The sequence below is a fragment of the Streptomyces fulvorobeus genome, assembly GCF_013167895.1.
Classification (GTDB): domain Bacteria; phylum Actinomycetota; class Actinomycetes; order Streptomycetales; family Streptomycetaceae; genus Streptomyces; species Streptomyces fulvorobeus.
The window spans coordinates 6,160,984-6,184,993 of the sequence record NZ_BLWC01000001.1 but is presented as its reverse complement, the minus strand read 5'-3'; the positions used below and the strand labels follow the sequence as shown (position 1 = coordinate 6,184,993).

Annotated in this window: 23 protein-coding genes and 2 pseudogenes; 11 read left to right on the top strand and 14 right to left on the bottom strand. The window is 68.1% G+C overall.

From position 1 onward, the window contains the following. Positions 1-360 precede the first annotated feature (360 nt). Together Sfulv_RS28030 and Sfulv_RS28025 are read right to left on the bottom strand one after the other, a co-directional pair. Entirely contained in the window at positions 361-1,923 is a 1,563-nt protein-coding gene (locus Sfulv_RS28030; protein WP_173317219.1) for an FAD-dependent monooxygenase, read from the bottom strand. A 528-nt stretch (positions 1,924-2,451) separates the two neighbouring features. Beyond that, the gene (locus tag Sfulv_RS28025) at positions 2,452-2,763 is read right to left on the bottom strand and encodes a hypothetical protein (RefSeq protein ID WP_173317218.1); all 312 of its coding nucleotides are present in this window, start codon (positions 2,761-2,763) and stop codon (positions 2,452-2,454) included. Positions 2,764-3,605: 842 nt separating this feature from the next. Here Sfulv_RS28025 and Sfulv_RS30860 point away from each other — a divergent pair. Both Sfulv_RS30860 and Sfulv_RS29865 read left to right on the top strand, forming a co-directional pair. Next, positions 3,606-3,728: pseudogene (locus tag Sfulv_RS30860) on the top strand (IS5/IS1182 family transposase); the annotation flags it as partial. Between the two features lie 187 nt (positions 3,729-3,915). Continuing rightward, the gene (locus tag Sfulv_RS29865) at positions 3,916-4,878 is read left to right on the top strand and encodes an exonuclease/endonuclease/phosphatase family protein (protein WP_218578070.1); all 963 of its coding nucleotides are present in this window, start codon (positions 3,916-3,918) and stop codon (positions 4,876-4,878) included. A gap of 105 nt (positions 4,879-4,983) precedes the next feature. Here the strand turns inward: Sfulv_RS29865 and yidD are convergent, their stop codons facing one another. Both yidD and Sfulv_RS28015 read right to left on the bottom strand, forming a co-directional pair. Continuing rightward, complete coding sequence (gene yidD, locus Sfulv_RS31635; RefSeq protein WP_218578096.1) at positions 4,984-5,067, bottom strand: membrane protein insertion efficiency factor YidD; 84 nt, start codon at positions 5,065-5,067, stop codon at positions 4,984-4,986. Between the two features lie 146 nt (positions 5,068-5,213). After that, a complete protein-coding gene (locus Sfulv_RS28015) occupies positions 5,214-6,089 on the bottom strand; it encodes a helix-turn-helix transcriptional regulator (RefSeq protein WP_305961392.1) in 876 nt (291 codons plus the stop codon). A gap of 531 nt (positions 6,090-6,620) precedes the next feature. On the opposite strand from Sfulv_RS28015, the gene Sfulv_RS28010 reads away from it, so the two are divergent. The 4 genes from Sfulv_RS28010 (at position 6,621) to Sfulv_RS27995 (ending at position 10,492) form a co-directional block, all read left to right on the top strand. Then, the gene (locus tag Sfulv_RS28010) at positions 6,621-6,983 is read left to right on the top strand and encodes an STAS domain-containing protein (protein ID WP_173317216.1); all 363 of its coding nucleotides are present in this window, start codon (positions 6,621-6,623) and stop codon (positions 6,981-6,983) included. Positions 6,984-7,064: 81 nt separating this feature from the next. Then, entirely contained in the window at positions 7,065-7,559 is a 495-nt protein-coding gene (locus tag Sfulv_RS28005; protein WP_246353263.1) for an ATP-binding protein, read from the top strand. An 875-nt stretch (positions 7,560-8,434) separates the two neighbouring features. Next, positions 8,435-9,364 (top strand): ATP-dependent DNA ligase, encoded by a 930-nt coding sequence (locus Sfulv_RS28000; protein WP_173317215.1) that lies wholly within the window; start codon positions 8,435-8,437, stop codon positions 9,362-9,364. Between the two features lie 195 nt (positions 9,365-9,559). Further along, the gene (locus tag Sfulv_RS27995) at positions 9,560-10,492 is read left to right on the top strand and encodes an SDR family oxidoreductase (protein WP_173317214.1); all 933 of its coding nucleotides are present in this window, start codon (positions 9,560-9,562) and stop codon (positions 10,490-10,492) included. Between the two features lie 1,101 nt (positions 10,493-11,593). Here Sfulv_RS27995 and Sfulv_RS31740 read toward each other — a convergent pair. Beyond that, positions 11,594-11,765: pseudogene (locus Sfulv_RS31740) on the bottom strand (ISAzo13-like element transposase-related protein); the annotation flags it as partial. Positions 11,766-11,935: 170 nt separating this feature from the next. Between Sfulv_RS31740 and Sfulv_RS27985 the strand changes: the two are divergent. Further along, positions 11,936-12,556, top strand: a complete 621-nt coding sequence (locus Sfulv_RS27985; RefSeq protein ID WP_173317213.1) for a hypothetical protein — start codon at positions 11,936-11,938, stop codon at positions 12,554-12,556. A gap of 480 nt (positions 12,557-13,036) precedes the next feature. On the opposite strand, the gene Sfulv_RS27980 is transcribed toward Sfulv_RS27985, so the two are convergent. Then, the gene (locus tag Sfulv_RS27980) at positions 13,037-13,516 is read right to left on the bottom strand and encodes a DUF2000 domain-containing protein (protein ID WP_173317212.1); all 480 of its coding nucleotides are present in this window, start codon (positions 13,514-13,516) and stop codon (positions 13,037-13,039) included. Between Sfulv_RS27980 and Sfulv_RS27975 the strand changes: the two genes are divergently transcribed. Further along, on the top strand, positions 13,515-14,375 hold the full coding sequence (locus Sfulv_RS27975) for a helix-turn-helix transcriptional regulator (protein WP_173317211.1): 861 nt from the start codon (positions 13,515-13,517) through the stop codon (positions 14,373-14,375). The two genes, Sfulv_RS27980 and Sfulv_RS27975, sit on opposite strands and share 2 nt — an antisense overlap. A gap of 78 nt (positions 14,376-14,453) precedes the next feature. On the opposite strand, the gene Sfulv_RS27970 is transcribed toward Sfulv_RS27975, so the two are convergent. Continuing rightward, the gene (locus Sfulv_RS27970) at positions 14,454-14,723 is read right to left on the bottom strand and encodes a GlsB/YeaQ/YmgE family stress response membrane protein (RefSeq protein ID WP_173317210.1); all 270 of its coding nucleotides are present in this window, start codon (positions 14,721-14,723) and stop codon (positions 14,454-14,456) included. Between the two features lie 249 nt (positions 14,724-14,972). Between Sfulv_RS27970 and Sfulv_RS27965 the strand changes: the two genes are divergently transcribed. Further along, positions 14,973-15,146 (top strand): CsbD family protein, encoded by a 174-nt coding sequence (locus Sfulv_RS27965; protein WP_173317209.1) that lies wholly within the window; start codon positions 14,973-14,975, stop codon positions 15,144-15,146. 685 nt (positions 15,147-15,831) lie between these two features. On the opposite strand, the gene Sfulv_RS27960 is transcribed toward Sfulv_RS27965, so the two are convergent. Together Sfulv_RS27960 and Sfulv_RS27955 are read right to left on the bottom strand one after the other, a co-directional pair. Continuing rightward, positions 15,832-16,236 (bottom strand): ATP-binding protein, encoded by a 405-nt coding sequence (locus tag Sfulv_RS27960; RefSeq protein WP_173317208.1) that lies wholly within the window; start codon positions 16,234-16,236, stop codon positions 15,832-15,834. Between the two features lie 153 nt (positions 16,237-16,389). Next, positions 16,390-16,767, bottom strand: a complete 378-nt coding sequence (locus Sfulv_RS27955; protein WP_173317207.1) for an STAS domain-containing protein — start codon at positions 16,765-16,767, stop codon at positions 16,390-16,392. Positions 16,768-17,010: 243 nt separating this feature from the next. On the opposite strand from Sfulv_RS27955, the gene Sfulv_RS27950 reads away from it, so the two are divergent. Further along, positions 17,011-17,229, top strand: coding sequence for a hypothetical protein (locus Sfulv_RS27950; protein ID WP_173317206.1), 219 nt, complete (start codon positions 17,011-17,013; stop codon positions 17,227-17,229). Positions 17,230-17,556: 327 nt separating this feature from the next. Here Sfulv_RS27950 and Sfulv_RS30850 read toward each other — a convergent pair whose 3' ends face one another. The 3 genes from Sfulv_RS30850 to Sfulv_RS27940 all read right to left on the bottom strand — a co-directional run bounded on the left by Sfulv_RS30850 (position 17,557) and on the right by Sfulv_RS27940 (position 18,472). Continuing rightward, on the bottom strand, positions 17,557-18,009 hold the full coding sequence (locus Sfulv_RS30850; protein WP_246353262.1) for a hypothetical protein: 453 nt from the start codon (positions 18,007-18,009) through the stop codon (positions 17,557-17,559). Between the two features lie 84 nt (positions 18,010-18,093). After that, a complete protein-coding gene (locus tag Sfulv_RS31300; RefSeq protein ID WP_305961406.1) occupies positions 18,094-18,192 on the bottom strand; it encodes a helix-turn-helix domain-containing protein in 99 nt (32 codons plus the stop codon). Then, on the bottom strand, positions 18,161-18,472 hold the full coding sequence (locus Sfulv_RS27940; RefSeq protein WP_305961411.1) for a putative transcriptional regulator: 312 nt from the start codon (positions 18,470-18,472) through the stop codon (positions 18,161-18,163). Before Sfulv_RS27940 ends, Sfulv_RS31300 begins: the two co-directional genes overlap by 32 nt. Before the next feature lie 456 nt (positions 18,473-18,928). Between Sfulv_RS27940 and Sfulv_RS27935 the strand changes: the two genes are divergently transcribed. After that, complete coding sequence (locus Sfulv_RS27935) at positions 18,929-19,102, top strand: hypothetical protein (protein WP_246353261.1); 174 nt, start codon at positions 18,929-18,931, stop codon at positions 19,100-19,102. A 1,484-nt stretch (positions 19,103-20,586) separates the two neighbouring features. On the opposite strand, the gene Sfulv_RS27925 is transcribed toward Sfulv_RS27935, so the two are convergent. Next, entirely contained in the window at positions 20,587-21,795 is a 1,209-nt protein-coding gene (locus tag Sfulv_RS27925; RefSeq protein WP_173317203.1) for a glycoside hydrolase family 64 protein, read from the bottom strand. A gap of 446 nt (positions 21,796-22,241) precedes the next feature. Next, the gene (locus tag Sfulv_RS27920; RefSeq protein WP_173317202.1) at positions 22,242-23,927 is read right to left on the bottom strand and encodes an alpha-keto acid decarboxylase family protein; all 1,686 of its coding nucleotides are present in this window, start codon (positions 23,925-23,927) and stop codon (positions 22,242-22,244) included. Positions 23,928-24,010: the final 83 nt, after the last annotated feature.

Genomic DNA, 24,010 nt, shown 5'->3' with positions numbered 1-24,010 from the left:
CCCCACTGCCTTCGGGATCTCTGGGGAGAGTGCCTACGAGCTCACCGTGTCGGCGACCGGGGACGGCGCGGGGGCTCGTCCCGGGCAGCACGGTGGGCAGCGAGCAGCACCGTGCCGCCGACTGCACGCAGCGCGTGATCAAGGATCCGGAGCCGGTCGCCCGCCACTCCGGAAAGATCACCGAAAAGGACCGGCGCCAGCACTTCGTGCTGCACGACCTGCGCCTCGTGCCCGGCACCCGTACAGCCTGGGCCGTCGGCGCAGTCGGAATCCCCCGCACTACTCGTTACGTGCGGCTGCGGAGAGCACTGTCGTCCAAGCAAGCACAGTTCACGCCCCCGCCCCACCCGGAGCGGCGGATCAGCCCGTCGTCACCGCGCCCTCCCGCACGCCGAACCACTCCTCCAGCGCTCTCGCCAGCCCGGCAGTCGACTTCGGGGCTTGCACCCCCGCGTCGGCCGCCCAGGCCGTGAAGCCGTCCGGACGGACGAGGACTGCCGCCAGTTCCGGGCGGGAGTGGCAGCCGGTCGTCAGGGTGTCGACGCGGTCGGCGTATCCCGCGGCGAGGGCCCGGAGCTCCGGGTCGTCGGTGAGGTCGAGCAGGAGCGCCCGGCCGCTGTGGAGGTGGTCCGCGAGGCGGCGGCCGTTGGTGAGTGCGAGGTCCGGGGCGCTGCGGCCGGTCAGAGGGTGCTCGCCCGGCAGCTCGTACCGCACTCCGGCACCGTTGAGCCGCGAGGACAGGTACGTGGTGCCCACGACCGTCTCCGCCAGGTCGCTGACGATCTCGCGCAGTGCCCGGGACTGCGGGTCCGGGCGCATGGCCGCGACCTGGGACCGGGTCCAGTTCAGGACCCACGCGCCGACCGGGTGCCGCTCTGAGGTGTACGTGTCCAGCAGCCCGCTTGGCGCCCGGCCGCCGATCACCGCGGCGAGCTTCCATCCGAGGTTCATCGCGTCCCCGATGCCCAGGCTGAGTCCCTGGCTTCCGAACGCGGAGTGCACGTGCGCCGCGTCGCCCGCCAGGAGCACCCGGCCCTTGCGGTACTCGGTGACCTGGCGGGCGTGGTCGGTGAAGCGTGTCGCGGTCCGCACCCGGGTGATCGTGACTTCCACGCCGGAGACGCGACGCAGCCGCGCCTGGAGGTCCTCAAGGGTGACCGGTACGTCCCGGTCGGGCGGCGGGCCGTCGAACTCCACGGTGACGACGCGGCCCGGCATCGGCCCGTGGGCGTACACCCCGGTGTCCGTGGCGGTCCAGCCGACCTTCAGCTCCTCGGCGCCGGTCATCTCCACGACCGCCTGGTGGCAGGTGGTCTCCGGGGCCGTCCCGGGAAACTCGAACCCCGCAAGCTTGCGGACCGTGCTGCGGCCGCCGTCACAGCCCACGAGCCAGGCGGCTCGTATCTCCTCGTCGGTCGTCCGTACGGTGACGGACCCGTCGTCCGCGTCAAAGCCTGTCAGCTCTGCTCCCCGGCGCACGTCGACGCCGAGCTCGTCCGCCCGGTCTCCGAGCAGCCGCTCGATCTCCTGCTGCGTCACGAGACTGATCTCGGCTGCGGGTCCGGCGTCGCCGAAGACCGGTTCCGTACGGTCGACCAGGTCGGCGCGCAGCATGATGCCGGCGAAGTGCCCAACGAAGCCGAGACCTTGGCCTGTTGCCCCCTTTCCGTGACCGCCGTTCCGCTCGCGCATGAACGCCTGGAAGCGGTCCATCGCCTGTCGCTGCGACTCGGCCAGCGCCGGCAGCATGCCCCGGCGGTGGAGTGCCTCGGCGCTGGGCGTGGTGATCGCCCCGCCCTTGATCGTCGGATCCACTTCGGTGAGGCGCTCCAGGACGGCCACTCGCGCGCCTCCGAGCCGCAGCTCACAGGCCAGCATCAGTCCGACCGGGCCGCCTCCGGCCACCACTACGTCATAGTCCATGGCGCCCACTATGACTCAAGGTCAGATTGACCATTTCACCGCCCTGACCAGCCACAATGTCGTCGAGGTGTCAAGGGACCGGGCGGGTTGGAAGCGGTCGCGGACCCGGGCAGGGAGAGGTCACAGGCGAGCGTCGAGCCGGAGAACCAGACGGGGCGCTCATCGATGTCGGAGCGGTGGCCGGGTGCGCGACCGCGTAACCGACCAGGGGGTGCCGGGGCGTTGTGTCGCTCCCGTACGCATGCCCCGGAATCGTCCAGCCGGTTGAGGAAGTCGGTGTCGCCGGTGACGAGTGCGGTGGGGTCGTTCTGTGCGACGGGCCTGCCCCTGGCGTCGAGGCCGGGGCGGGCGCCACCAGGAGTGAGACGCAGCGCCTCTAGCGTTTCCGGGACTGCATCGACACTGTCTGTTCCAGACTTCTGGGGCTGTACGCCGGTGCCGTCCAAGGCTTGACCGCGTCGTCGTGAAAACGGTTCTGGCCTCAACCGCTGGTGCGGTGAGGCCAGAAACCGGAGGCGCGCTGAGAGGTCAGTGGGAGTTGTCGTCGTAGGGGTCGCGGCTGCCGGACTTGGCCAGGCCGCGGCTGATCATGTAGCCGACTGTCAGGATGACGACGTAGAGCCATGCCTTGTCGGCGCGGAAGTAGTCGGCGTGCCCGTCCTCGGACCCCACCATGGCGGAGGCGATCAGGACTACCACCACGGAGGCGAGGTAGCTGAAGAACTCGGTCGTCTTCAGGGCCGACTTCGTCTCGGTGGACAGTCGGCGGGGCCGGTGGGCGGCCGTCCCTGCGGTACCGGCGTGGGCGACCGGGTTACCGGCCGGATTCGTAGCGCTCATGTCAGGCATCCTTAGCTCGTCGGGCGAAGTACCTGAGGCACTCCGCGGTAGGGGACCGCGTCGAGATCGACGCTGCTGTTCCCCGACTTGCCCCGAAGAGGAGATGTAAACAAGGTATAAAACTTGGATTCGGGGTCATCATGACCTGTCGGTGCGTGATGACGCGGCAGACAGCTCGAGGAAGGCTTCGTACATGTCTGCTCGTCTCTCCCGGCGGACAGGGAGGCGTTCGAAGCCGTGGATCATGCGAAGCTGCCTTCGACGACGAGCGGTAGGTGTCCAGACCTGTTGGGCGCGAAAGACATGTCACGCGCGTGGTCGCGGAGTTAGCCTCCCCCCCGGAGCCGAGACGGCCGACGAGCACACGCGGAAGTGCCGGTGGCTCACCGAATACAGAGACCCTGGAGTCGCCGGACGCCGCGCCCCACGGATGCCCGCTTCCCGCGCCTGATTCACGCTCGTGTCTGCACCGGGTGGACAGTCCTTCACGGTCAGGGTCACCCCGCCGGCTTCCGGCAGCAAGCACATGGCAGTCACACAGGGCGGGAGCCGCGATCGCCACCGTCATCCTTCACGACCTGCCGACAGATCACAGATGACCGATGAACTCATGCAACGTCCATGCGGGGTCTCAACAGTGCGCCGTCGCCTACTGCCGCTCCTCTCCGTGCTGCTGGCAACGTCCGCGTGCAGCGGATCCGCTGTGGATCCGGAGGACCGTCCGAAGCCGCGCTCCAGTGAGGCCGGCACCGAACTCACCGCTTGGCTGCGGGACTTGTGTAGCGCGAACAAGCCGATGGAGTCTGCTTCTCTCGAAGGTCCTCGCGCGGATCAAGGTTCGCCGCCCAGGCAGTTACGGCGGCAGCCCACCCGCTTTCGACAAGGAGCACGACAAACAGCGCAGGGTCGCCGAGCGCTGCTTCAACGTGTACAAGCAGTACCGGGCCGCCGCCAACCGCCACGACTAGACCGAAAGGACCGCGCCCGGGTTGTACCTCGTCAGCGCCGGTTCGAAGAGTTGAGTTTCCGGCGGCGCGTACGAGAGGGATTGCCTACGGCCCGGACGTCCGGAACGCTTCTTCCCGCGGATGCCCGATGTTAATTCCGCCGTGGAACGCTCACGGGCCTGACAGTCGACACGAAGGAGCCGAGATGTCCGAACGCAGCCGCCGCAGCCCGAAGAGAGTTCACCGCGCGCTGGCGGTTCTCACCGCCGCACTGACTACAGCGGTCGTGGGAGGAGCCGGCGTTGCCGAGGCTGACGTCAACACGTCGCCCGACTTCCTCGTGGTCTACAACAACAACGTCGAGAACATGGTACCGGCAACATGCTACGGCGACGACTTCGGCCTCTTCGTCTCCTACCTGAAGAACCGGCCCAAGAGCCCTGACATCTTCACCGTGCAACAGGTATCGAACACCGCTCAACTGGCCGCCCTGACCAAGCGTCTGTCCGACGAACTGCCCGGTACCTACTCTGGCCGGATCGCCATCGCCGAACCGGGCTCGATGGGATACACCAGCACCTGCGGCAAACTGAAGAACCAGCAGACCAACGCGGTCGTCTTCAGGTCCGACCGGCTCACCTTCGAGCAGGCCACCACCTGGCGGTCCGACGCCCCCGCCGACCCGGAAGCGGGTACGGGCGGGTGCCAGAACCTCGAACCGACCACGACCAGCCAGGACCGGGTGCACAACATCGCCGTACGGCTCCACGACACAGTGACCGGAGAGGACGTCACGGCGGCCTCCGTCCACTGGCCGACCGGGACCTGGCACGGGCCCGACTGCGCGGCCGAGAACATGAAGGAGGCCAACGAGGCCGTGGACCGGCTGGGAGGGACCCTCAAGATCGTCGCGGGCGACACCAACGCCCCGCCCGCCTCCGCCAACTGGTGGGACAACGCCCGTGGTTACGGTTTCCGGGACCCGATAGCGGAGAAATGCGGTGCCCGGGACTGCTCGTCCGCCTACAACACCACCACCAACTACCGGATCGATTTCCTTCTGGTCAGGAGCGGAAACGGCTTCAGTAATGCCACCACCGTCACCGAGCAGATGACCGGAGGGAAGTACTCCGGCCACCGCGCAGTCGCCGCCGACGTGAGGTACTGACCGCCACCGCGTATCCCGGCCCGGCAGCCGCACACCGGATCGGGAGAGCCCCGCCGCCGGGCGGCTGCCGGTCGGCACCACAGCAGCCGCTCCAGTCTCAGTCGGCTACCGCGCGGCTGCACCATGTCGGTGCAGCGCCTTAACGGCGAGAGTGGAGCAGCTCGGCGTGTATGAACAGCCCTCCGGCAGCTACGGGCCGGCCGTCGTCCGGTAACAGCGGGGCCTCTCGTACAACGCGCCCGCCGCCCCTGCCTCCCGGGCGGGGGCCACCGGGCGTCGGCGAGCGTGTGGGCTCCTCAGCAGGCTGCAGGCACCACGGGCGCGTGGGCGGGCACTCACCATCGGGTGCGGAGGGTGACGGCGGGGGTCACGCCGTAGAGCCGCCGGTACGCGGCGGCGAAGCGGCCGACATGCGGAAAGCCCCATGTCGCCGCGATCCGGGTGACGCTGGAGGTTTGGGGGTCCGCGGTTCTGAGCGCGACGTGGGCACGGGTGAGACGGACCTGGCGCAGGTGGCCGAGCGGGGTGGTGTCGCTATGACGACTGAAGGCGTACTGCACTGCGCGAGGTGTGACAAAGGCGGCGGCAGCGATGTCTCCGAGACCGATGGCCTTGTGGGCGTTCTCCTCGATGTATGCCTTTGCCCGGCGCAGGGTGTCGGCATGTGCGTCACGGCTGTCGGTGGGATGACCTTCGTCCTGGGTCGCGGTACTGGGGAGCGCGCTCAGGGCGACAGCAGCCAGGTGCCGGGCGGCGGTGGCGACCACCAGGCCATCGGTGGCGGGGCCGGTCAGAACATGGTCCCGCAGGAAGGCGATGGTACTGCCCAAGCGTTTGTTGGCGGTCGTGTCGAGTGGACGTTGACCTGTGAGCTGGACCGGTCCGCGGGCATGGGCGCCCACAGCGGCTACCTCTTCGAGGAGAGCGGGGTCGAACATGGTGATGGTGTAGCGGGCCGAGCGCAGCTCACCGGTGTAGGGGCGGTCCGGAGGGGCGACGAGATAGGTTTCTCCGGGGCCGTAGACGTCGTGTCTGCCGTCCGTGGTGTCCACCAGAGTGCCCTTGTGCACGGTGATCAGGCAGACCTTGTCCAGGGGCTCGGCGTCGTAGGACATGGTGTAGCCGAACGCCAGACGATCGACGACCAAGCCCTCGGCCGAGTTCCGGACGATGCGCGCCTGCGTGTTCTCCGGCCGTCCGCCGATTCGCATAGGCGTGTAAGCCCGAGACAGGAACTCCTCGGTTACCTCAAGGCTCCCGCTGTCGAACCGCTCCGTCTCCATCTTCCCCTCCCCTTTGTGCGGGGCCTGGCCTGGCGTCCCGTGGTTCACGGTACGCCGTCCGTTTACGGACGCGCCACGAGCACGGAACCGGCCGCCGCGGGCCCGGGTGAGGACGGGAGGGGGCCTGCGGCGCCACTGGCCGTCGGCATGGGCACTGATCGAATCGATGAGACGGCAGATGGGCTGGAGGCGCGTTCCGGACGGTGCACCCGGGAATGAGCGAAGCGCGCCTTCCGTCCCCAGGCAACGTTGGCCGCAGGGGGCCGGCGATGTCCATCCGGCGAGTACGCCGTAACGCCCCCGTGCCCAAGAAGGTCAGGAAACGAACCGTTGCAGCCTGTGCCGCGAAGTCCTGGCGGCATCCCGAGACCAAAGGGGTGTTCCGGATCGAAGCGGGGGCATTCCGAGACTCCCAGCCGTTCAGCGACAGCAGGTCGGTCATACGGAGAGAGAGCGGCAATGCCCACAGTTCGCAAGGCTCGGCACCGTAGCGGCAGGGCTGGGCTCAGAGCGTTCGACGCAGAGTTCCAGGGCGAGTGCCTGCTGTACGCGGAGGGAGAGTTCGACGCCGACACCACCAGCTCGCTGGTCGAAGTGCTGGAGGAAGTCCGCCAGGAGCGGGTTCGGCGCATCGTGGTCGACTGTTCAGCTGTCACCTTCGCCGATGTCGCCTTTCTGCGGGCCCTGCTCGACGTCAGCTCCGGCGACACCCAGGTCGTGTTGGCTGCGCCGTCCCTGGCTCTGCGCCGCCTGCTTCGGGCCACCGAAACCGTCGGCCGACTTCCCACGGTGAGTGATGCCGACTCCGCGGTGACCACCTGATTCTCATCACAGCATCGACGCCGGGCCCTCAGCGAACGCCCTCCTCCAAGGAATGGGCGAGTCCGGCATGGGATGGCCGCCATGGGGCAGCTTGATCGTGTGATGGCGAACACAGATGCCCTGGCCACGGGTAGCGGCCTGCCCGGTCCGAGCGTCGTGACCACTGAGAGCGGTGGTCGCGACGCTCGGACCGGGCAGGGCATACCCGAAACCGCAGCCGAAGCGCGTGCACGCGTCACCGCACTCCTCACCAGCACGTTCTCCGATCCGAAGCGCGAGGCGCTCGACGAGGTCGTCGTCGCAGACGTGCTGCTGGTGACGTCGGAGCTGGTCACCAATGCGATCCGGCACGGCAACGGTCTCACCGGTTTCGGAGTCATGGTCGTCGAGGAAGGGCTGCTCCTGGAGGTGGCCGACGCTTCCACGGAGCGGCCGGCCCAGACCGATTCGTCTGCCGCCGGCAACTTCCAGCCTGGCGGATTCGGATGGCCGCTCATCTGCCGTCTCGCTCGAGACGCGACCATTACTCCGACTCCGGACGGCAAACAGATCACCGTCCTCATCCCCCTGTCGTAACTCCACATCTCGGCGCCAGCGGACCACCAGGTTTCGTGATCACGACAGCCGGGGAGACCCACTCCTGCCTGCCGAGGCGATGGCGGCAACCGAAGCGCCGGGTAGCGGCTGCGGTTGCCCTGGGCGGACGTCGCGCAAAAACATGGCCCCACGGCTTGGCACGCACTTCGCACGAGCTCATTGGACCGTGGTGTTTCGTCCTGGTGCATCCATCGGACCGCGCGATACCCGATGGGACACGGCGTTGGTGGTCCCGCGGATGACCGCGGTGCGGCTACCCGCGACGAGGCCACGACAAAGCAGACGCCTTGTGCCCGGGGTGAGGGGGCGGCTGCGAAGGACTCTCCCGTAGTCCCGGGTGGATCAGCGCGCGGGCTCAGATGCATTGCATCGTAAGGCGGAGGGACGCCACATACCGGACCTATGCAGGTGGTCCGACAGCCCCGCGAGGTGCCGTAATGGTCGTCGTGCGCCGACCAGGAATCACGGGGCAGCCCGCACCATCCGCACTCCGCTGCGCCGCAGGGCTGTCGCCCGGGTGCGGCCCACAGGTTCTCGTGGACGATGACGCAACTCCTGCGGTCGCGCAGCGGGGAAAGTACATGGCAGTCGCTTACGGAGTGGTAGGTCCGGTTCGGATTGCCGGTCGGTCGACTCAGCGCGGCCCCCGCCCTTCCCGTCACCCGGTCGGCGTACACGTACACCCCTGCGCACCACCGAAAGGGCGAGGCGACATCGGATCGGCAGGCCGGGACGCTACCGTCCACGCGATGCCGCCCAGCAAGAAGACGCCCTCGGAGAAGGCCACCGGTAGGAAGCGAGCAGAGGGGAGACACAGTGCTTCCCCTCCACCGACCCTCCCGCAGGTCGCTCCGATGCTCGCCACACCAGGTCCCCTTCCGCCCCCGGAGCTTCAGGAGAAGTTCGGGTTCGAGGTCAAGCAGGACGGCCAGCGGGCCACTATCTACCTGCCCGGCGACGGGAGCGTGGTCCTGCGGTCGCGGTCCGGGGCGGACATCACCGCGGCGTACCCCGAACTCGCCCCCTTCGGCTCCGCCCTCGGTCGGCCCGCCGTCCTGGACGGTGAGATCGTCGCCTTCGATGACCAGGGGCGCAGCGACTTCGAGTTGTTGCAGTCCCGGATGGGGCTGTCCGGAGCACCCGCGAAAGCGGCCCGGATGGCACAGCAGGTACCCGCTCACCTGATCATTTTCGACGTGCTCTTCCTCGACGCGACCAGCGTCACAGAGCTGCACTACGCCCAGCGGCGCGCGCTGCTCGAAGGTCTCGGACTCGCGGGTGCGTACTGGTCGACACCTGCTTCGGTCGTGGGGCACGGGGCACAGGCGTTGGAGATGAGCAAGGTCGCAGGGCTCGAAGGGCTCGTCGCGAAGCGGCTCACTTCGGTGTACGAACCGGGTGTCCGCTCCCGGGCGTGGATCAAGATCCGGCACGTCCGGAGCCTGGATGTCATCGTCGGCGGGTGGGTACCCGGCCACGGCCGGCTCGCCGGCCTGCCCGGTGCCCTGCTCTTGGGCGAGTACAGCGAGGGCGGACTCCGGTACGCGGGCAGCGTGGGCACCGGCTGGAGCGACACCGAACGCGTAGCACTGGCCGAGCTCCTCCAGGCCGCCACGACCGGCTCCTGCCCGTTCACCCAGGTGCCACCGATCGCCGGAGCCCGCTGGGTGCTTCCGCGCCTGGTCGGCGAGGTCCGCTACGCCACCCGGACCCGGGCGGGGCGACTGCGCCACCCCTCCTGGCACCGGCTCCGCCCCGACCTCGCCCCCGACGACATCGCCTGACCCGGGAACAGGCGGCAGTTCTCCGGACGCGCCGCATGCGAACCGCCCCGTCACTGTCGGCCTCATGCGGCACCCGGCGGTGGTCGTGTCAGTGGTCATGGCCGGGGCCCGGTTGCGGGCGCCGGCTCGCGGCCCGACGGTGGTCCGGGGGAGCAACTGTTCGCAGCGTCATTCGCCACAGGGCAAGGAGAGACGATGCACGACACCCCTGGTGGGCGCCGAGGCCACCGTACTCCCGGCCTCCCTCTGCGCGGGCGGGTCGCGGTCGTCACCGGTGCCGCTCGTGGCGTCGGTGAAGCCCTCGCGCGAAGCCTGTCCGATGCCGGTATGCGCGTGGCGCTCCTCGGACGGGAGAGGGAGACCCTGGAGGTGGCCGCCGGGTCTCTGCCCGCGCCGAGCATCTGCATCGAGTCCGACATCACCGACCGCGCGGCGCTCGCGGACGCCGCGCGCCGCGTGGAAGCCGAACTCGGCCCCGCAAGCGTGGTCGTGGCCAACGCCGGAATAGCCGTGCGCGGGCCGTTCGACCGCACAGCCGCCGAACTGTGGCAGCGGGTCATCGACGTCAACCTCACCGGCTCCGCCAACACCGCCCGCGCGTTCCTGCCGCAGCTCACCGCCACCCGCGGATACTTCCTCCAGATCGCCTCCACGGCCGCGTTCGGCGCCGCGCCCATGATGAGCGCCTACTGCGCCTCCAAGGCGGGGGCAGAGTCATTCGCTCTCGCGCTGCGCGGGGAGGTCGAACCGGACGGGGTCCAGGTCGGCATCGCCTACCTGCACTGGACCGGAACCGACATGCTCAACGGCATGGACGACGACCCGGTCCTGGCCGCCCTGCGACGGAACCAACCCCGTCCCGCCCGCCGCGTCCACACCGCCGACCAGGTCGCCCGGTGGCTCACCCAGGGCATCACCCATCGCGCCACCCATATCTACGCCCCACCGTGGCTCCGCTGGTGTCAACCTCTGCGTCCCCTGTTTCCCGCGTTCGTCACCCGGATCACCCGGCGCGAACTCCGGGACCACCCCAGTGCGCTGTCCTCCCCCGCCGAAGTCCTGGGTACCGGGGGACGCGTCGACTGGCACTCCTACCAGGCAGAGCGAGGGTTCATGCCTGGATCTTGAGGCGTCCAGATCATGCAGCTGCGGTTGAAGACCTGCACACAGGCGGTGCGCATGGAGCCAGCGTAGCGGGTGAAACCGGATCGCTCCCTGGACCGTGGGCCGGGGCGGCGGTCATCCGGGGAAGCACGCCCATTCGACCCGAGCCGTGGAGTTGAGTGTGGCGACGATCAGGATCCAGATCCAGCGGTCCGCGGCCGGGGAGTGCTGAGTTTCTGGGTGATCCAGCCAGATGCCGTGTCGCGAAGCGGAAGGCGTGCTCCAGTTCGAAGCAGCGGAGAAATGCCTGCCAGAAACGGTCGACGTCGCCCGGAGTGACGCTGGCCTTAACACCCGTGGCGCCCATGACGTGCTCATGCCTCTTCAAGAGCGGCATGGCTGAAGTCCCTGTCGCGCTGCCCTAGAAAGTAGCCTCATATCGCCGTGGAGGGCGCTGTCCCGGTACCAGCTGGCCCACGGGCGCGCGGCGGGCTGCCGCTGGGTGACCGACGAAGCAGCCAGGCCGGGCACCAGGGGTGTGGGGCCCGTGCCCGCTCGCGCCGGGGACCACCGTGGTTCCGCGACGGCCCCGCGCCTCCCTTCCGACAGATCAACCGGACGACCGACTACTACCACTGGAAGTACGGAGCGTTTGGGACGTATCCCTTATGCGTGCTATTGGAGGCATTCCGAGCTTTGTTGTCGGACAGCTGGGCGCGCAGCGGCTGCGGCATACACCACCCTCGCTGGCCGAACGTGTCTGATGGCCTGGGGCATGGAGAGTCGGGCGGGTGAGGTGATACCTGTGGTGGGGACACACTTACAAGGTGTGGACATGCGTGGCAAGGCCCTCGAAGTACAGTGCGGAGTTCCGGTCTGACGCAATGGCGTTGTGGCGGGCTTCGGTCGGCAGGCGAACGTTCCGGGATGTCGCGGCCGGCCCGCACGTCAATATCGAGACGCTGCGGACCCGGGTGCGTGACACCGACGGTCGTCCGGCTGCGTCCAATGTGCCGGCGGATGCCGACGAGCGGGCCCGGCTGCGGGCGGAGAAGGCCCGGCTGCTGCCGGAAACTTCGCGGGGTAGACGGCCTGGCCCTGACCGTGCCACCAGCCTCGGAGCTACTCCGCTGCGAACGTGGCCGTGTAGTGGTCGGTAGCAACCGACCCAGCCGATGTTTCCCGCCAAGTCGTAGATGCCATAAGAGACGGCCTTGCGCAGCTGTGTATCGGCGAAGTCGTGGACACGGACCGGCGCCGGATTGCCGATGGGCCGCCAGGTGCGGCCACGGTTGCGGGCGAAACGTATGATCTTCCCGCGTTCTTTGATTTTGCGGCCAAAGTTTAATGGATCAGTCTATTTAAAGACATATATTCATTCTCTGGGTGCGAAGCGCGGTCAGTGTCTCTACGTTGATGCGTGTCAGTCGGGGAATCTCCCCGACGGCAAACCGAAGGACGTACCCCATGCGCTTCATGCGCACCACGGCCACAGCACGGACCTTCCTCATCACTTCGATCGCCGTAGCCGGACTCACCTTCACTCCTGCCCTCGCCTCCGCCCAGTCCGGTTCGGGCAGCGCCCGGGCGCACACCGCACTCGGGATCCTGGGTCTTCCCGGCGCCAACGGCGTCAACGGTGTCGGGACCAGCGGCGGGCTCGGCGGCCTCGGTGGCACCGGTGGCGCTGCGGGGGCCAACGGCAACGGCGGCAACGGCGGTAACGGCGGCAACGCCAGCGGTACATCGAGCGTCGGCGGCGCCGGCGGTACGGGAGGTGCCGGCGGTGCCAACGGCAACGGTGGTGCCGGGGGCACCGGCGGCGGCGCCACGCTCGGCGGCAAGGGCGGCAAGGGTGGCGTAGGCGGTGTCGGCAACTCCGGTGTGGGCATCGCTGGCGGTAAGGGCGGCAACGGCGGCGCTGCGACGGCAGGAGGCGGCTACAGGGGCGGCCTCGGTGGCGCCGGAGGTGCGGCCAGCCCGGTCTGCCCGGGCCAGCCCGGTGGCAATGGCACCGCCGCCACGTCCACCGCGGACGGCACCACCGGCGCCACCGGTGCGGCCGGCAAGTCCACTCTCCCCTGCTGACGAACCGTCGGCGGTCAGCCCACACTGACCCAAGATCCCGCACTCTTTGACTGCTGTCCGAAACGTGCCCGGCTGAGCAGCTCTCAGCCGGGCACCGTGCTGATCACCGACCAGCGCCGCCAAGTGCCGCCCGTAACAGAAGCGACCGCTGCGCCGTTGGGGCACAGAGGGCGGTGATGATGGAGATCAGGGCGACCGGGGCACCTATCACGGTAGTTGTCACCGTCGCTATCCGCCGACCTGGGGTGCCCACCGCACGGAGCAGGACAACTGTCACCGACGAGGCAGTCTTGTTGCCACCAGCGCTCAGATGGCGCGCTAGTTGCACCGTCACGATTGCCAGCTGAGTTCTGGCCTGTGAGGGCGACAAAGGGTGATCCCATGCTGGCCGTGTCGTCGTGTACGGGGGCGTCTATCGCTCCCTTTGAAAGGTGACACCCCACCCGAGTACCGATTCGGGATCGGCGGATCTGAAGTTACTCAAGGGTGCATTCGCGCACCCTTGAGGACCTTGTCCACCGCGTTGCGCTGCCCGTAAATGGCTATTCCCACCAGATCGAGCTGGTCCTTGCCCACAGCCCGTATGGCCGCCCGGTTGTCCCGGTCGTTGCCCGTGTGGAAAAGATCTGACGTGAACACGGTCCTCGGTAGCGAGCGAGACAGCGCCCGACCGTGCGCGGCGGTCAACATCTCCTTCGTCCCCTCGAAGACCAGCACGGGCTGGCGGAACATCGGCAGGTACGCGGTGTCGTCGGCGTCCGTGTACGGTTCCCCGATCACCTCGGGTGACACCGTGCCGAGCCCGCTGACCAGGAACGCGGTCACATTCAGCCGCTGCCAGGACTCAAGATCCTCGCGCAGCAGGACGGCGATCTTGGTGTCGAAGCGGACAGGCACGTTCTCATCCACTGCACCGGCCTCAGCCCCGGCACCGGTCTCGTTCTCGTTCTCGGTTCTCATGCTTCGAGACTCCAACGTGCATGCCTTCTCCGTCTTGTACGTTCTTAGCGTGACACCCCGGCAGGAGATCTCCGCTTGGCGCCCGCAGGTCGCGGGCGTCGTGGAGGTCTTCCACGCCCACTTCACCGAGCACGCGTACCCCATGCACGTCCATGACGCCTGGACTTTGCTGATCGTCGATGACGGCGCGATCCGCTACGATCTGGACCGTTATGAGCGCGGCACTCCGAGCGACACCGTGAGCCTGCTCCCGCCGCAGATCGCGCACAACGGCTCGCCCGCCACTCCTCACGGCTTTCACAAGCGCGTGCTCTACCTCGACATGACTCAGCTGGACGCAAGCTTCATCGGACCAGCGGTGGACAACACCGACTTCGCCGAGCCGGTCCTGCGCAGACGAGTCGGACAGCTGCACACAGCCCTCGCGAACACGGGAGACGAGTTCGAGGCAGAGAGCCGTCTGGCCTTCATCAGCGAACGACTGCGCGAGCAACTGCGCCCTGAGCCGGCCACTGGCAGCGCTGAGCCCGACCGCGGCATCGCTCAGAGTCTGCGCGATCTCCTCGACGAGCGCCTGCTTGAAGGCGTCGCTCTGAAAGAGGCCGCGCGCCTGGTCCACGCCCACCCTACGCATCTCGTACGTGCCTTCAGCGGCGCCTTCGGCATCGCTCCGCACCAGTACATGATGTCCCGCCGCGTCGACCTGGCCCGGCGTCTGCTACTCGACGGTCAGCCGCCAGGCGAGGTAGCGACCGCCGCCGGCTTCTACGACCAGTCCCACCTCACCAGGCACTTCAAACGGGTCGTGGGCATCACCCCGGGCCGGTACGTCCGTACCGGGACCACCAACCAATGGTGACGCCACGGGGAGGCACAGCGAAGCGGGCACCGGAGGGGAATTCCGGTGCCCGCTGGAGATCAGGTTGGGGGGTAGTGGTCAGGCGCGGTGTCGCTTGCCCGCTACAACTCGGTAGATGACGAGCAGGATGAGCGAGCCAATGATCGCCGACAGCCAGGAGGAGACCTCGAAGAAGCCGTCCATCGGGTCGACGTCGAAGAGGGCCTGGGCGAGGAAGCCACCCAGCAACGCGCCCAGGACACCGAGGATCATGGTGACGAGGATGCCGCCCGGGTCACGGCCGGGGAGCAGGAACTTGGCGATCGCACCGGCCAGCAGTCCCAGGATGATCCAGGCAATGATTCCCATGCGTACGCACTCCAAAAGTAGTAAGGGCCACGGCGCCCGTTGTGGCCGCGGCATCAGGTTGTGAACCGCCACTTGCCCCAGTCCGACCGTTGTAAACGGCGATTCGGAAGCATCGGTCTCACCAAAGTTCAGCGCCGACCGCCATGACCCCTAGCGCCGACCGCCATGACTCCTTCGGATACCGCACGCGGCGTAGCGGGTCTGATCTGGGGCAGCAGACAGTCAGAACAACGACGTGAGGAGAGCGTGATGGGTGCTGCTGACAAGGCCGAGAACACCGCCGACAAGCTCAAGGGCCAGGCCAAGGAGACCGCGGGCAAGGCCACCGGCAACAAGCGCCTCCAAGCGGAGGGCAAAGCCGACCAGGCCAAGGGTGACGTGAAGCAGGCCGGCGAGCATGCCAAGGACGCCATAAAGCACTGAACCTTCTCTTGTCACCACAGGGGTGTGGGCCGCAACCGGTGGTTGCGGCCCACACCCCTGTCCGCTTCCGAACAGAACAGGAATCCAAGCACGCTTCGGGCAGGCGGCTGTCCCGCTCTTCACCGCCGACATGTTCGAACCCCAGCATGCTGGGCGGCCCATCCGGAGTCGGCGAAACCAGTGCAGGTGGGCGAGCGAGCACTTCATGGCCCAGCGTTGGGCCCCGTGCCCTGGATCCGTACTCGGTGCCGCGTCAGGCGAAACAGCGGCTGCACACGGAACGCACGCACCAGACGGCGGTACTTGTACGTGGTCGTAACTGCGGTCCCCAAGCAGCCCTCGCCGGACCATCGTGCCGTTGGGCGCTGATAACGAAGCTGGCTTCTTCACTACCGATGGAGCCAGAAATTCGGCTCGCGCATTGGACGATCCCCGCCGGGTCGCGGGAGGCCGTGCTTGCTGCGCCGCGCTCCAGGGGATGCGGTGGCGGCAAGGGGCCGATCAGCGCGTGTACACCAGAATCAAGATGCCGGTCGCTGCCGCGCTGATCAGCAGGGAGCCAAGACAGCCGATCCGGTTACTGAAGAAGAACATGACGCACGGCTACCCCGCTCTCCCGCGCTCCACGCGTGGAGGCGCTCCCCGTAAAGCCCGTCAAACGGACTGCGGCCTTCTCCCGCGAGAATCACCAAGGCAGGCGTGCACCGACCGTCTTTCCGTCACCTGGGCCGGGCACCGTCTCGAGTTCACCGGCCAGCCGGTTGACCATCTGCAAACCCCAGCCGCCGAACCTGCCCGTGATGTCCGGGGCTCGTAGGCGCGGAGAGACGGGGCTTGTATCACTGACCTCAATCAGCACACCCCCATCGTGCAGAGTGAGACACAGGGAGCAGGGTCCCGGGGCGTGGCGGACGGCGTTGGAGACCAGTTCGCTGGCGACGAGCAGCACCGCGTGCAGGGTGTTCTGGCCGGCTGGGCAGCCGCGAATGCGTTCGGCTTCGGCGAGGAAGCGTGTGGTGGTCTCGCGGGCTTGGGCGGGCGCTTGTGCGGTGCCGTCCAGGTCGATGTGGCGCTGCATGTTCGCGTTCATGGACGAGGTTCCCCCAGAGGGCAGGCGGGCGGCGGCGCGTGGTGCTGGTGATACGCCTGCCCGGCACTGGACTCGATATTGGGGAACGGGCCGAATCGAGGTGAATCCGCATGGCCTCCCTGCCTGACCGCGGATCTCTGGCAGCGGGATTGCTTACGCGGGACCCGACTCGTTGTCCGCTGCGGAAGCGGCAAGCAAGAGGCGTGCCTGCTCAACGGTGGAGGCGATGGTGAAGATGTTGTCCGCGCCAAGCAGAGTCAGCACATACTGAAGCTGCTCCGGGACCGCGGCAAGCACCAGAGCCCCCTTCGCTTCGCGAGCCTGCTGGCGGGCCTCAAGCAGCGCGCTGAACCCTCGCGAGTCACAGAACGAGATGCCCACGCAGTCCAGCACGATCCGCCTGCAGCCCGCCTCGATCTGCTCGCGAACCGCCCGGGCAAGCAGGGTCTCGCTGCCCATGTCCAGCTCACCGGCCAGCGCCAGCACGGCATCCCGCCCGACCACCGCCGGTGTAATCACCAGCCTGTTCACCGGCACCCCATGCCCTCTCATCCGTCTCATCCGTGAAACCACCTGGGGGCAGCCCGCCCGCCTCCGGGCCTCTCCCCAGAGACCGGACCCATCATGTCAGCCACCGCACAGCGACAGGCCCTTACGGCGCCCTCGAATAGAACATCCAGACGGGTCGGGGCCAGTTTGGTTCTCCGACAAGAGGCAGGTGAACAATGCCCAGCACCCAACTGGCGCGGGCAGATGCCCCCCGTACGCAAGGGCATGAGTCCCCAGGAGAGACTGGCCCCGCCCGGTGGCGTTCGCCAGTCCGTCAACGGCATCCTGATCGCTTCCTCACCGGCCGAGATCGGTAGCGTGCCGGCCACGCAGTCGCTCCGGCTTCGCAACGACGGCAACGGTCGGGGGCCGGCCAAGCTGGGCACGGCCCTTGCCTCCGGACGGCAGCACGCCATCGGCATGGACCGTCTGACTCCGGCGTAACCGTACGGCGCGACGGCGCTCGCCAATCGGCCGCAATGCGTCGAGCGCCCCTTTTAAAGAATTTTGCCCCCGCGCCGAAGGGCAGGATATTGCTGTTCGGTTCTCGTCGGCGATTCGCGTGTTCTCCACCCCCCTCTGGATGAAAACAGTCGGCCATCCTCCTTGCACAGACGGCGACTTACCGATTGGCAGGAAACTGTGCGGACAAGCGCCGGTGCATCTTCCCCCGGGGGCCGCACGCCTCTGAAGCGTGAAAGAGAAGGCCATGGAAAGCACTCCACCCTGGATGCAGGAGCTCAGCATACGTGTCGGCGATACGACCCTTCGCTATGTCGAGGCCGGCGGTGGCCCGCCGCTGCTCCTGATACCCGGAAACGGTCGTCCAGCCAGTGACTGCAATCGCGTTCTGCCCGGCCTGGCGGCCGAACATCGTGTCATCGCCGTTGCCTTCCCCGGCCATGGCGACAGCGACGGCAGGAAGGGCAGAAGTGACACGCTCGCAGGACCGGCCGAACTCGCCGACCTGTTGTGGCGTTTCGCGGAGTGGCGCGGCAGCCCGTAGTCCGTGTTGCCTGGCCAGTAGGTGCCGATCTTCACCCCGGCATGAGTGGCGGACGCGGATGGTTTGAGGGTGAAGCGGTTACGCGGATCGGAACCGTGCACGGTGAGGCTGGGAAAGGCCGTGCCGTCCACCGTCGCGGCGAAGGCGGCGCGGGCCGCTTCCAGGGCCAGGTCCTGGTCGATGAGCGCGGCGGTCTGTTCCTCGGTGATGTGCAGCAAACGGCCCGTGTCCAGCCGCGGATTGGGTTGGGGTGAGGGGGCGGCCGCGGTGGGTGGTCCTGCGGAGGTCACGGTTGGCGCCCTTCACTCGGCGTAGTTGTAGACGGTTGCCCGGGATACGCCCAGCAGGTCCGCGATGGTCTGCGCGGCGTCACGCCAGTCGAAGTACCCGTCCTGGCGCAGCTGCCGTACGAGCGTTCTCTTCCCGGCTCAGCGACCTGGGAGTGGCGGCGCGCTTCGCCGACAGCGCTTGTACCGCCTGGCGTAGCTTGCGGGTGTTGCTGTCCCGCAGGGTTTCCAGCGGGTGCTCGCGGTGCTCGCTGTCCGTGGCCACCAGGTTCGGCAAGGCAAGTGTCACCGGCGACAGAGCGGACACGTCGAGGTTCAGGCAGAGAGCGGCGATGTACTCGCCGGCGGCGTTCTTGATCCGCAGGGTTGGCGACCCGCGCTCAGGCGCCGCCATCGGGTGCCGAGAAGACGACGCTGTTGCCTCAGGCGGGCCGTGAGGAAGCGCAGGGCAGAGCTGAGAACGTCGACGCCGGACGGGTAGACAAGCGTACGAAGCCTCCGGTGGAGACGGTTCTCTTGGTCGACACCAGCTACCAGGGGCTTCCTCCATCCGTCAGGCCAACTGCCATCCGACAGGTGAGATCGGCAATGGCTCACTGCACGGCTGGCCGCTGCCCCGCCCCGGGCCGACCGGTGACCTACGTCTTCGATTACGTATTTCTACTGACGCCTCGGGACGGCAGCGTTGGGAGACTCACTCCATGCGCTCCGTGACGGAGCCGTGGTGTCACGCCGGGGAGCTCGCTGACTCCCTACCGGGCAACCGTCGCCAGCTGTCCACCGGGTAGCGAACGCTGTCTGGTCAATAGAGCCCGTCTGAACATTGGAGAGTCCTCCGTTGGTTTCCAAGATGCGAGTCCTTCTGGGCATGCTCGGCCTCCTGGCGCTGGCCCTCGGCGCCATCGCCCTGCTCGCGGCCGTGAATGCCGATGCCACCTGGTTCACGGTCGTTCCTCTCGGCGTCCTCGTTATCGGCGCGTCCGTCTTCCAGTCGCTCGGATGGTTCAACAAAAAGAGCAGGTGACTGGCCTGGCGGGTTCCGGAGGACAGCTGCGGCACCGCGCTGCGTCTGCGGAACGCCCGAGCACGCCACCGCCTGGTAGAAGGGCGCCGTTCACCCAGCGGCGTAGCGCATCTGACTACGGACACTGATCCCCTGCTGGCCTCAAGACCACGACTGACCTTCACCTCCGGACGCTTCAGGTGCCGATCCGCAATCAGGGCGGTCCCCAAGACCCGCGCCCAGCAGATGAATCGATGAGGTCGAAGATGCCGGTCATGTCAGCGGCCGGCGATTCCGCGGACCGCCCGCAGCTGGTGGGGCTCCGCTCGGAACTGTCGTGTATCGCCGGCGCTCTTCGTGTCCCGGCTGTCTCTCCCATCGTGCGAACTCGGCTGTGGGGACGACGCGGACGCGCGTCCAGCCCTGCACACGGCCGTACTGCATGAGGAGAAGCTACGAGGGGAAGTCGCCGCACGCGAATGCTCCAGCGTGCCCGGAGACTTGTCCCTGACCGTCGTCTCCGTTGAATTCGCCCTCGTTCCGGCGCGTAGTGAGAAGCGTCAACAACCCTGCGAGGGAGGTGGATCATGATTATCGAGCTGTCCACCGCCATGCTGCCCGCTGCTGACCGCCTGGCCTACTGGCCTACTGGCACGAAGTGATCAGCCAGACGTACGGGGAGCTCGCCTCCGTCCGCCTCGACGTCTCCACGCCGGCTGACACTTCCGGCCATGGCAGACTCAAAGCCACCGAGCTCGGCGCCCTGCCGGTGGTCACAGCGGCCTCCGACCCTATCCAGGTCCGCCATCCGACACGGAGGATCGACGGGGTCGCCGACGATCACCTCAACGTGTGCGTCCAGGACTCAGGCCGTTTCGTGATCGATCCGAACGGCAACCAGGTCGCACTGCAACCCACTTCCTTCCCGTCCTCTTCCGTGCGCACGTTCTGCAGACACCTCGATCGATGCTGGGCATCTCCCAGTCCGACCTTCCGCGTCTGACCGCCGTACCCCTGCACGCCGATACCGAGATCGCCTCGCTGGTCATCCCCTTCCTCATCCGGCTCGCCACCCAAGCGGGAACACAACCACCCCACCTGACTGACCTACTCACCCGCAACGCGACAGACGGTCATCGCTCACCGCTTCGGTTTCACCAGCCTGCCCCGCTTCAGCCGCGCGTTCCGCGCCGCCTACGGCACATCCCCCGCGACTGGCGCGCCGCCGCTTGCGCGGTTACTCCAACCGGGCACCCCCATGCGTACAAGGCGTGAGAACACCGGCGTACGTGGCCGGCGTTGTTGCTGATGCCCATGGATCGGGCGCAGGTCCGGCGTCAGCACGCCGCCACAGCCTCCCCCTCCCCCGATGAACAGCGAGCTGCCGCCCCGGCCTGCCCGACGATCAGCGAGATCTGGCGGCGGCTCCTGGAGGAGTGCCACGCGGGACGCGGGATGGCCGGGGGGCGCCGACACCCCCGGCCCGGTCGTGGTCCCCGCTCCGGTCAGCTGAACGGGTCGAGCGTGATGTACGCCTGTCGCGGGTCGCCGTCGTGAACCAGCGACTCGTGCGCGCCGACGTCGTCGAACGCGAAGCCGTACGCCTTGCCGTCGGCCATCTGGGCGTGGATCTTCCGGGAGTAGTGGTTGGTGACCGCGTCCTGGTAGAAGCCGGCGCTGCTCGTGTCGGGCTGGTTGGGGTTGGTGAGCAGGGTGGAGCGGTTGTAACCGGCGCACAGGGTACGGGAGATGGGGCCGCGGACCAGGTCGTTCGGGGCGTCGAGCAGCTTGTAGCACCCGAAGATGCTGTCGGAGTCCGGCTTCTGGAAGCTGGTGACCAGGGCGCCGCTGCCGTTGGTGAAGTTCATGACGCCGCCGGAGACCCGGCCGTAGTACTTGATCGAGGGCTGGTTGGCGAAGGGCGTCACGGTGAGCGTCTGGGTCGCGTACTTGGTCCAGACGCGGTTGACGTAGTCGTTCATCACCGTGGCGGGCAGCGCGCCGGCCTCGATGCCGTGGCCGGGGGCGAGGGCCCGCAGGATTGTGCCGTCGGAGCGCGTCCTGATCAGGTTGGCCCAGCCGCCCGGCTGCGCGCGCAGGGCGTTGAAGAACCCGTTGTAACCACCGGGCTTGAGGTGGCCGGTGGTCTTCGTCGTGCCGTCGGGACGCTTCACGCCGACCGCGTACGGGGCGGAGAACATGTCGACCTGCGTGCTGTTGATCCACAGGCCGGAGTCGTTGAGCGTGTACTCCGTCCAGTTGAAGAGGATGTTCGCGTTGGGGTCGCTCGGGTTCTGCACGGCGGGCTGCACCAGACCGCCGGTGGTCAGGCGGAAGACGAGCTTCTGGCCGTAGCTGAAGTACACCCGGCCGGAGAACTTGGGCATCCGGATCGTCAGCGCCTGGCCTCTGGCCGGGCCGGGGATCGACGCGTCCGGCGCGGGGGTCGGGGGGTTGCCACCGGCGGGCCACGGGTGGAACGTGCCGGAGGCGTCGGCCCATCCCTGGCGGCCGGTGGCCAGTTCGGTGCCGATGACGTAGACGTGGACCTGGTCACTCCGGCCGGAGTTGTTGGTCACGGTGAGGGGGATGGTGGCGGGGACGGCGGCGCCTGCGTCGGACGGGGGCGTGGCGACCAGCAGGCCGGCGGCCAGGGCGAAGGCGGCGAGCAGCGAAGCGGGCCTGATCCGGGGTGTGGAACGGGTGACGGACAAGCTCTTCCTCCTTGGTGGAAGTGCCGTGCGGTGGGGGGACACCTTCTGGACGCGCGGCGGGCGGAAGCTCTGTGCGGTGCGCGGGTGCGGTGCACGGTCCTGCCGTGCGGGCGGGGGAAGAGATCCATCCGGGGCGCGTCCTGAGAGCGCTCTCAGGACGTTAGCCATCTGCCAGGGACACGTCAATGATTGATTCCGGTCCCGGTTCGTTTCCGGCCCGGCGCCCGGGCGCCGGTGCATGCCCTCCCGGCCCCGGGCGCCGGCCCGGCCCGGTCGCGGCGGGCGCGAGGTGGGGCGCGGACGGCCACGCGGCGCCGCTCGCGCCTCCCCGCGCGTCAGGGCGGTCGCCCCGCTTCCCGCGAGGTGAGGTGACGCGACCGAGGCGACCGGGGAGCGGTATGGATCGACTCCACGGTTCAGGAGGAGTGCCACCATGTTCATGGACGTTACTGCGCGTCCTCGGCTTGCCGCCTCGCAATCTCGGCGAATCGGGACAGAAGTACGGGAGTGTCGTCCGGCGCTGTGCACGCTTCGATGAAGACCATGCGGTCCTCGGTGGCGGCGGCCATCGAAAGGGAGCGATCGAGTTCAGCCCTGGTGCGGACGGTGAGAACGAGCGGTTCGGGTACTCCGAGAGCGGCCGGCAGATCGGTCCATCGCCAGGGCGTGATGTCGTTGTAAACGGCTCGCGGATTGTGCAGGGCGCGTTCGACCGTGTATCCGTCGTTGTTCACGAGGACGATGACGGGTGTGAGCCGGTGGCGGCCGATGGTGCCGAGTTCCTGGATGGTCAGTTGTGCCGCTCCGTCGCCGATGAGCAGCAGACCCCGCCGTGAGGGATCGGCGAGCTGGGCGCCCAGAAGTGCCGGCAGGCTGTACCCGATGGAACCCCAGACGGGCTGGGCCAAGAAGCGGGCGCCTGCCGGCAGGCGGTAGGGCGAGATGCCGAACAGGGGTGTTCCCTGGTCCGCGACGACCGTGTGGTCAGGTCGCACGGCGGCGCTCACCGCATGCCACAGGTACGCCTGGCTCAGCGTGCTGTCGCCGGAGGGTGACGGGTGGCGGGGTGCGGATGCCGCTGGCGTGGATGCGGTCATGCGACGGTCCTCGACGAGTCGGGCGAGGCCCGCCAGCGCGGCGCGGAGGCCCACATCCGGGAAGGCAGCGCCGTCCACGCTCACGGTGGTGGGGCCGGCACTGATACCCCGGTCCGGGTCGTAGCCGTGGGTGAATCCGCCGCTGGTCGTGTCGGCGAGCCGTACTCCGGCACGGATCAACAGGTCCGCGCTGTCGATGGCGGTGCGGACGGTGTCGTCACTGCACGCTCCCGCGTACAGGCCGAGGCAGTGGGGGGCACTCTCGTCGACGACACCTTTGCCCGACACGACGACGGCGTGCGGGAGAGAACCGGCGCTCAGCAGGTCGGACAACTCGGCGCGGGCGTCGAACCGGTCCACCAGGCTGTCGGCCAGGACCGCGATGGTGCCCGCCGTCTCGATCCTGCGTGCGGCAGCGTCGAGGAAGGCAGCGAGGCTGTGCTGGTCGGCGGCGTGCCGGTCCGGGCGGCCCAGGCTTCCTGAGGGCGACGGGGCACTCGAAAGGGCCACGTCCTGTGGCAGTCGCAGGTATCCGGGACGACTCTCCCGCAGGCAGGCGGTGATGACCCGGTCGATCTCGGCAGGGCCGTCCTCGGGCCTGACCAGAGCGTCGGCGCATACCACCTGCCGGAAAGCGCGTGCGAAGTGTTCGTAGTCTCCGTCGCCCAGTGTGTGGTGGGCCACGGCGCCGTCCTGCTCCTTCGACCTGGGCGGACCGACTGCGATGTGCAGCAGGGGCACGTACTCGGCGTAGCTGCCCGCTACGCCGTTGATCGCGCTCAGCTCGCCGACTCCGTGGGTGGTGAGCACGGCGGCGAACCCGCGGACGCGTGCGTAGCCGTCAGCGGCGTACGCGGCCCCCAGTTCGCTGGCTGTGCCTACCCATTGCATGCCCGGATGCGCCAGGACCTCGTCGAGCATGCGCAGGTTGTAGTCGCCGGCCACACCGAACAGATGCCGCACTCCCAAGCTGTGAAGACGGTCGAGGAGGTGGCCGGTGATGGTCGTTTCCGGCGGGGAATCGGTCGCGTTCATGGGTGTCCTTCCGGGTTCGCGCGGAGCGACGGGTGCGGCCTGGGGAGCTGCCCTTCCCGGCCCCTGCCGCTCGCTCCGATATC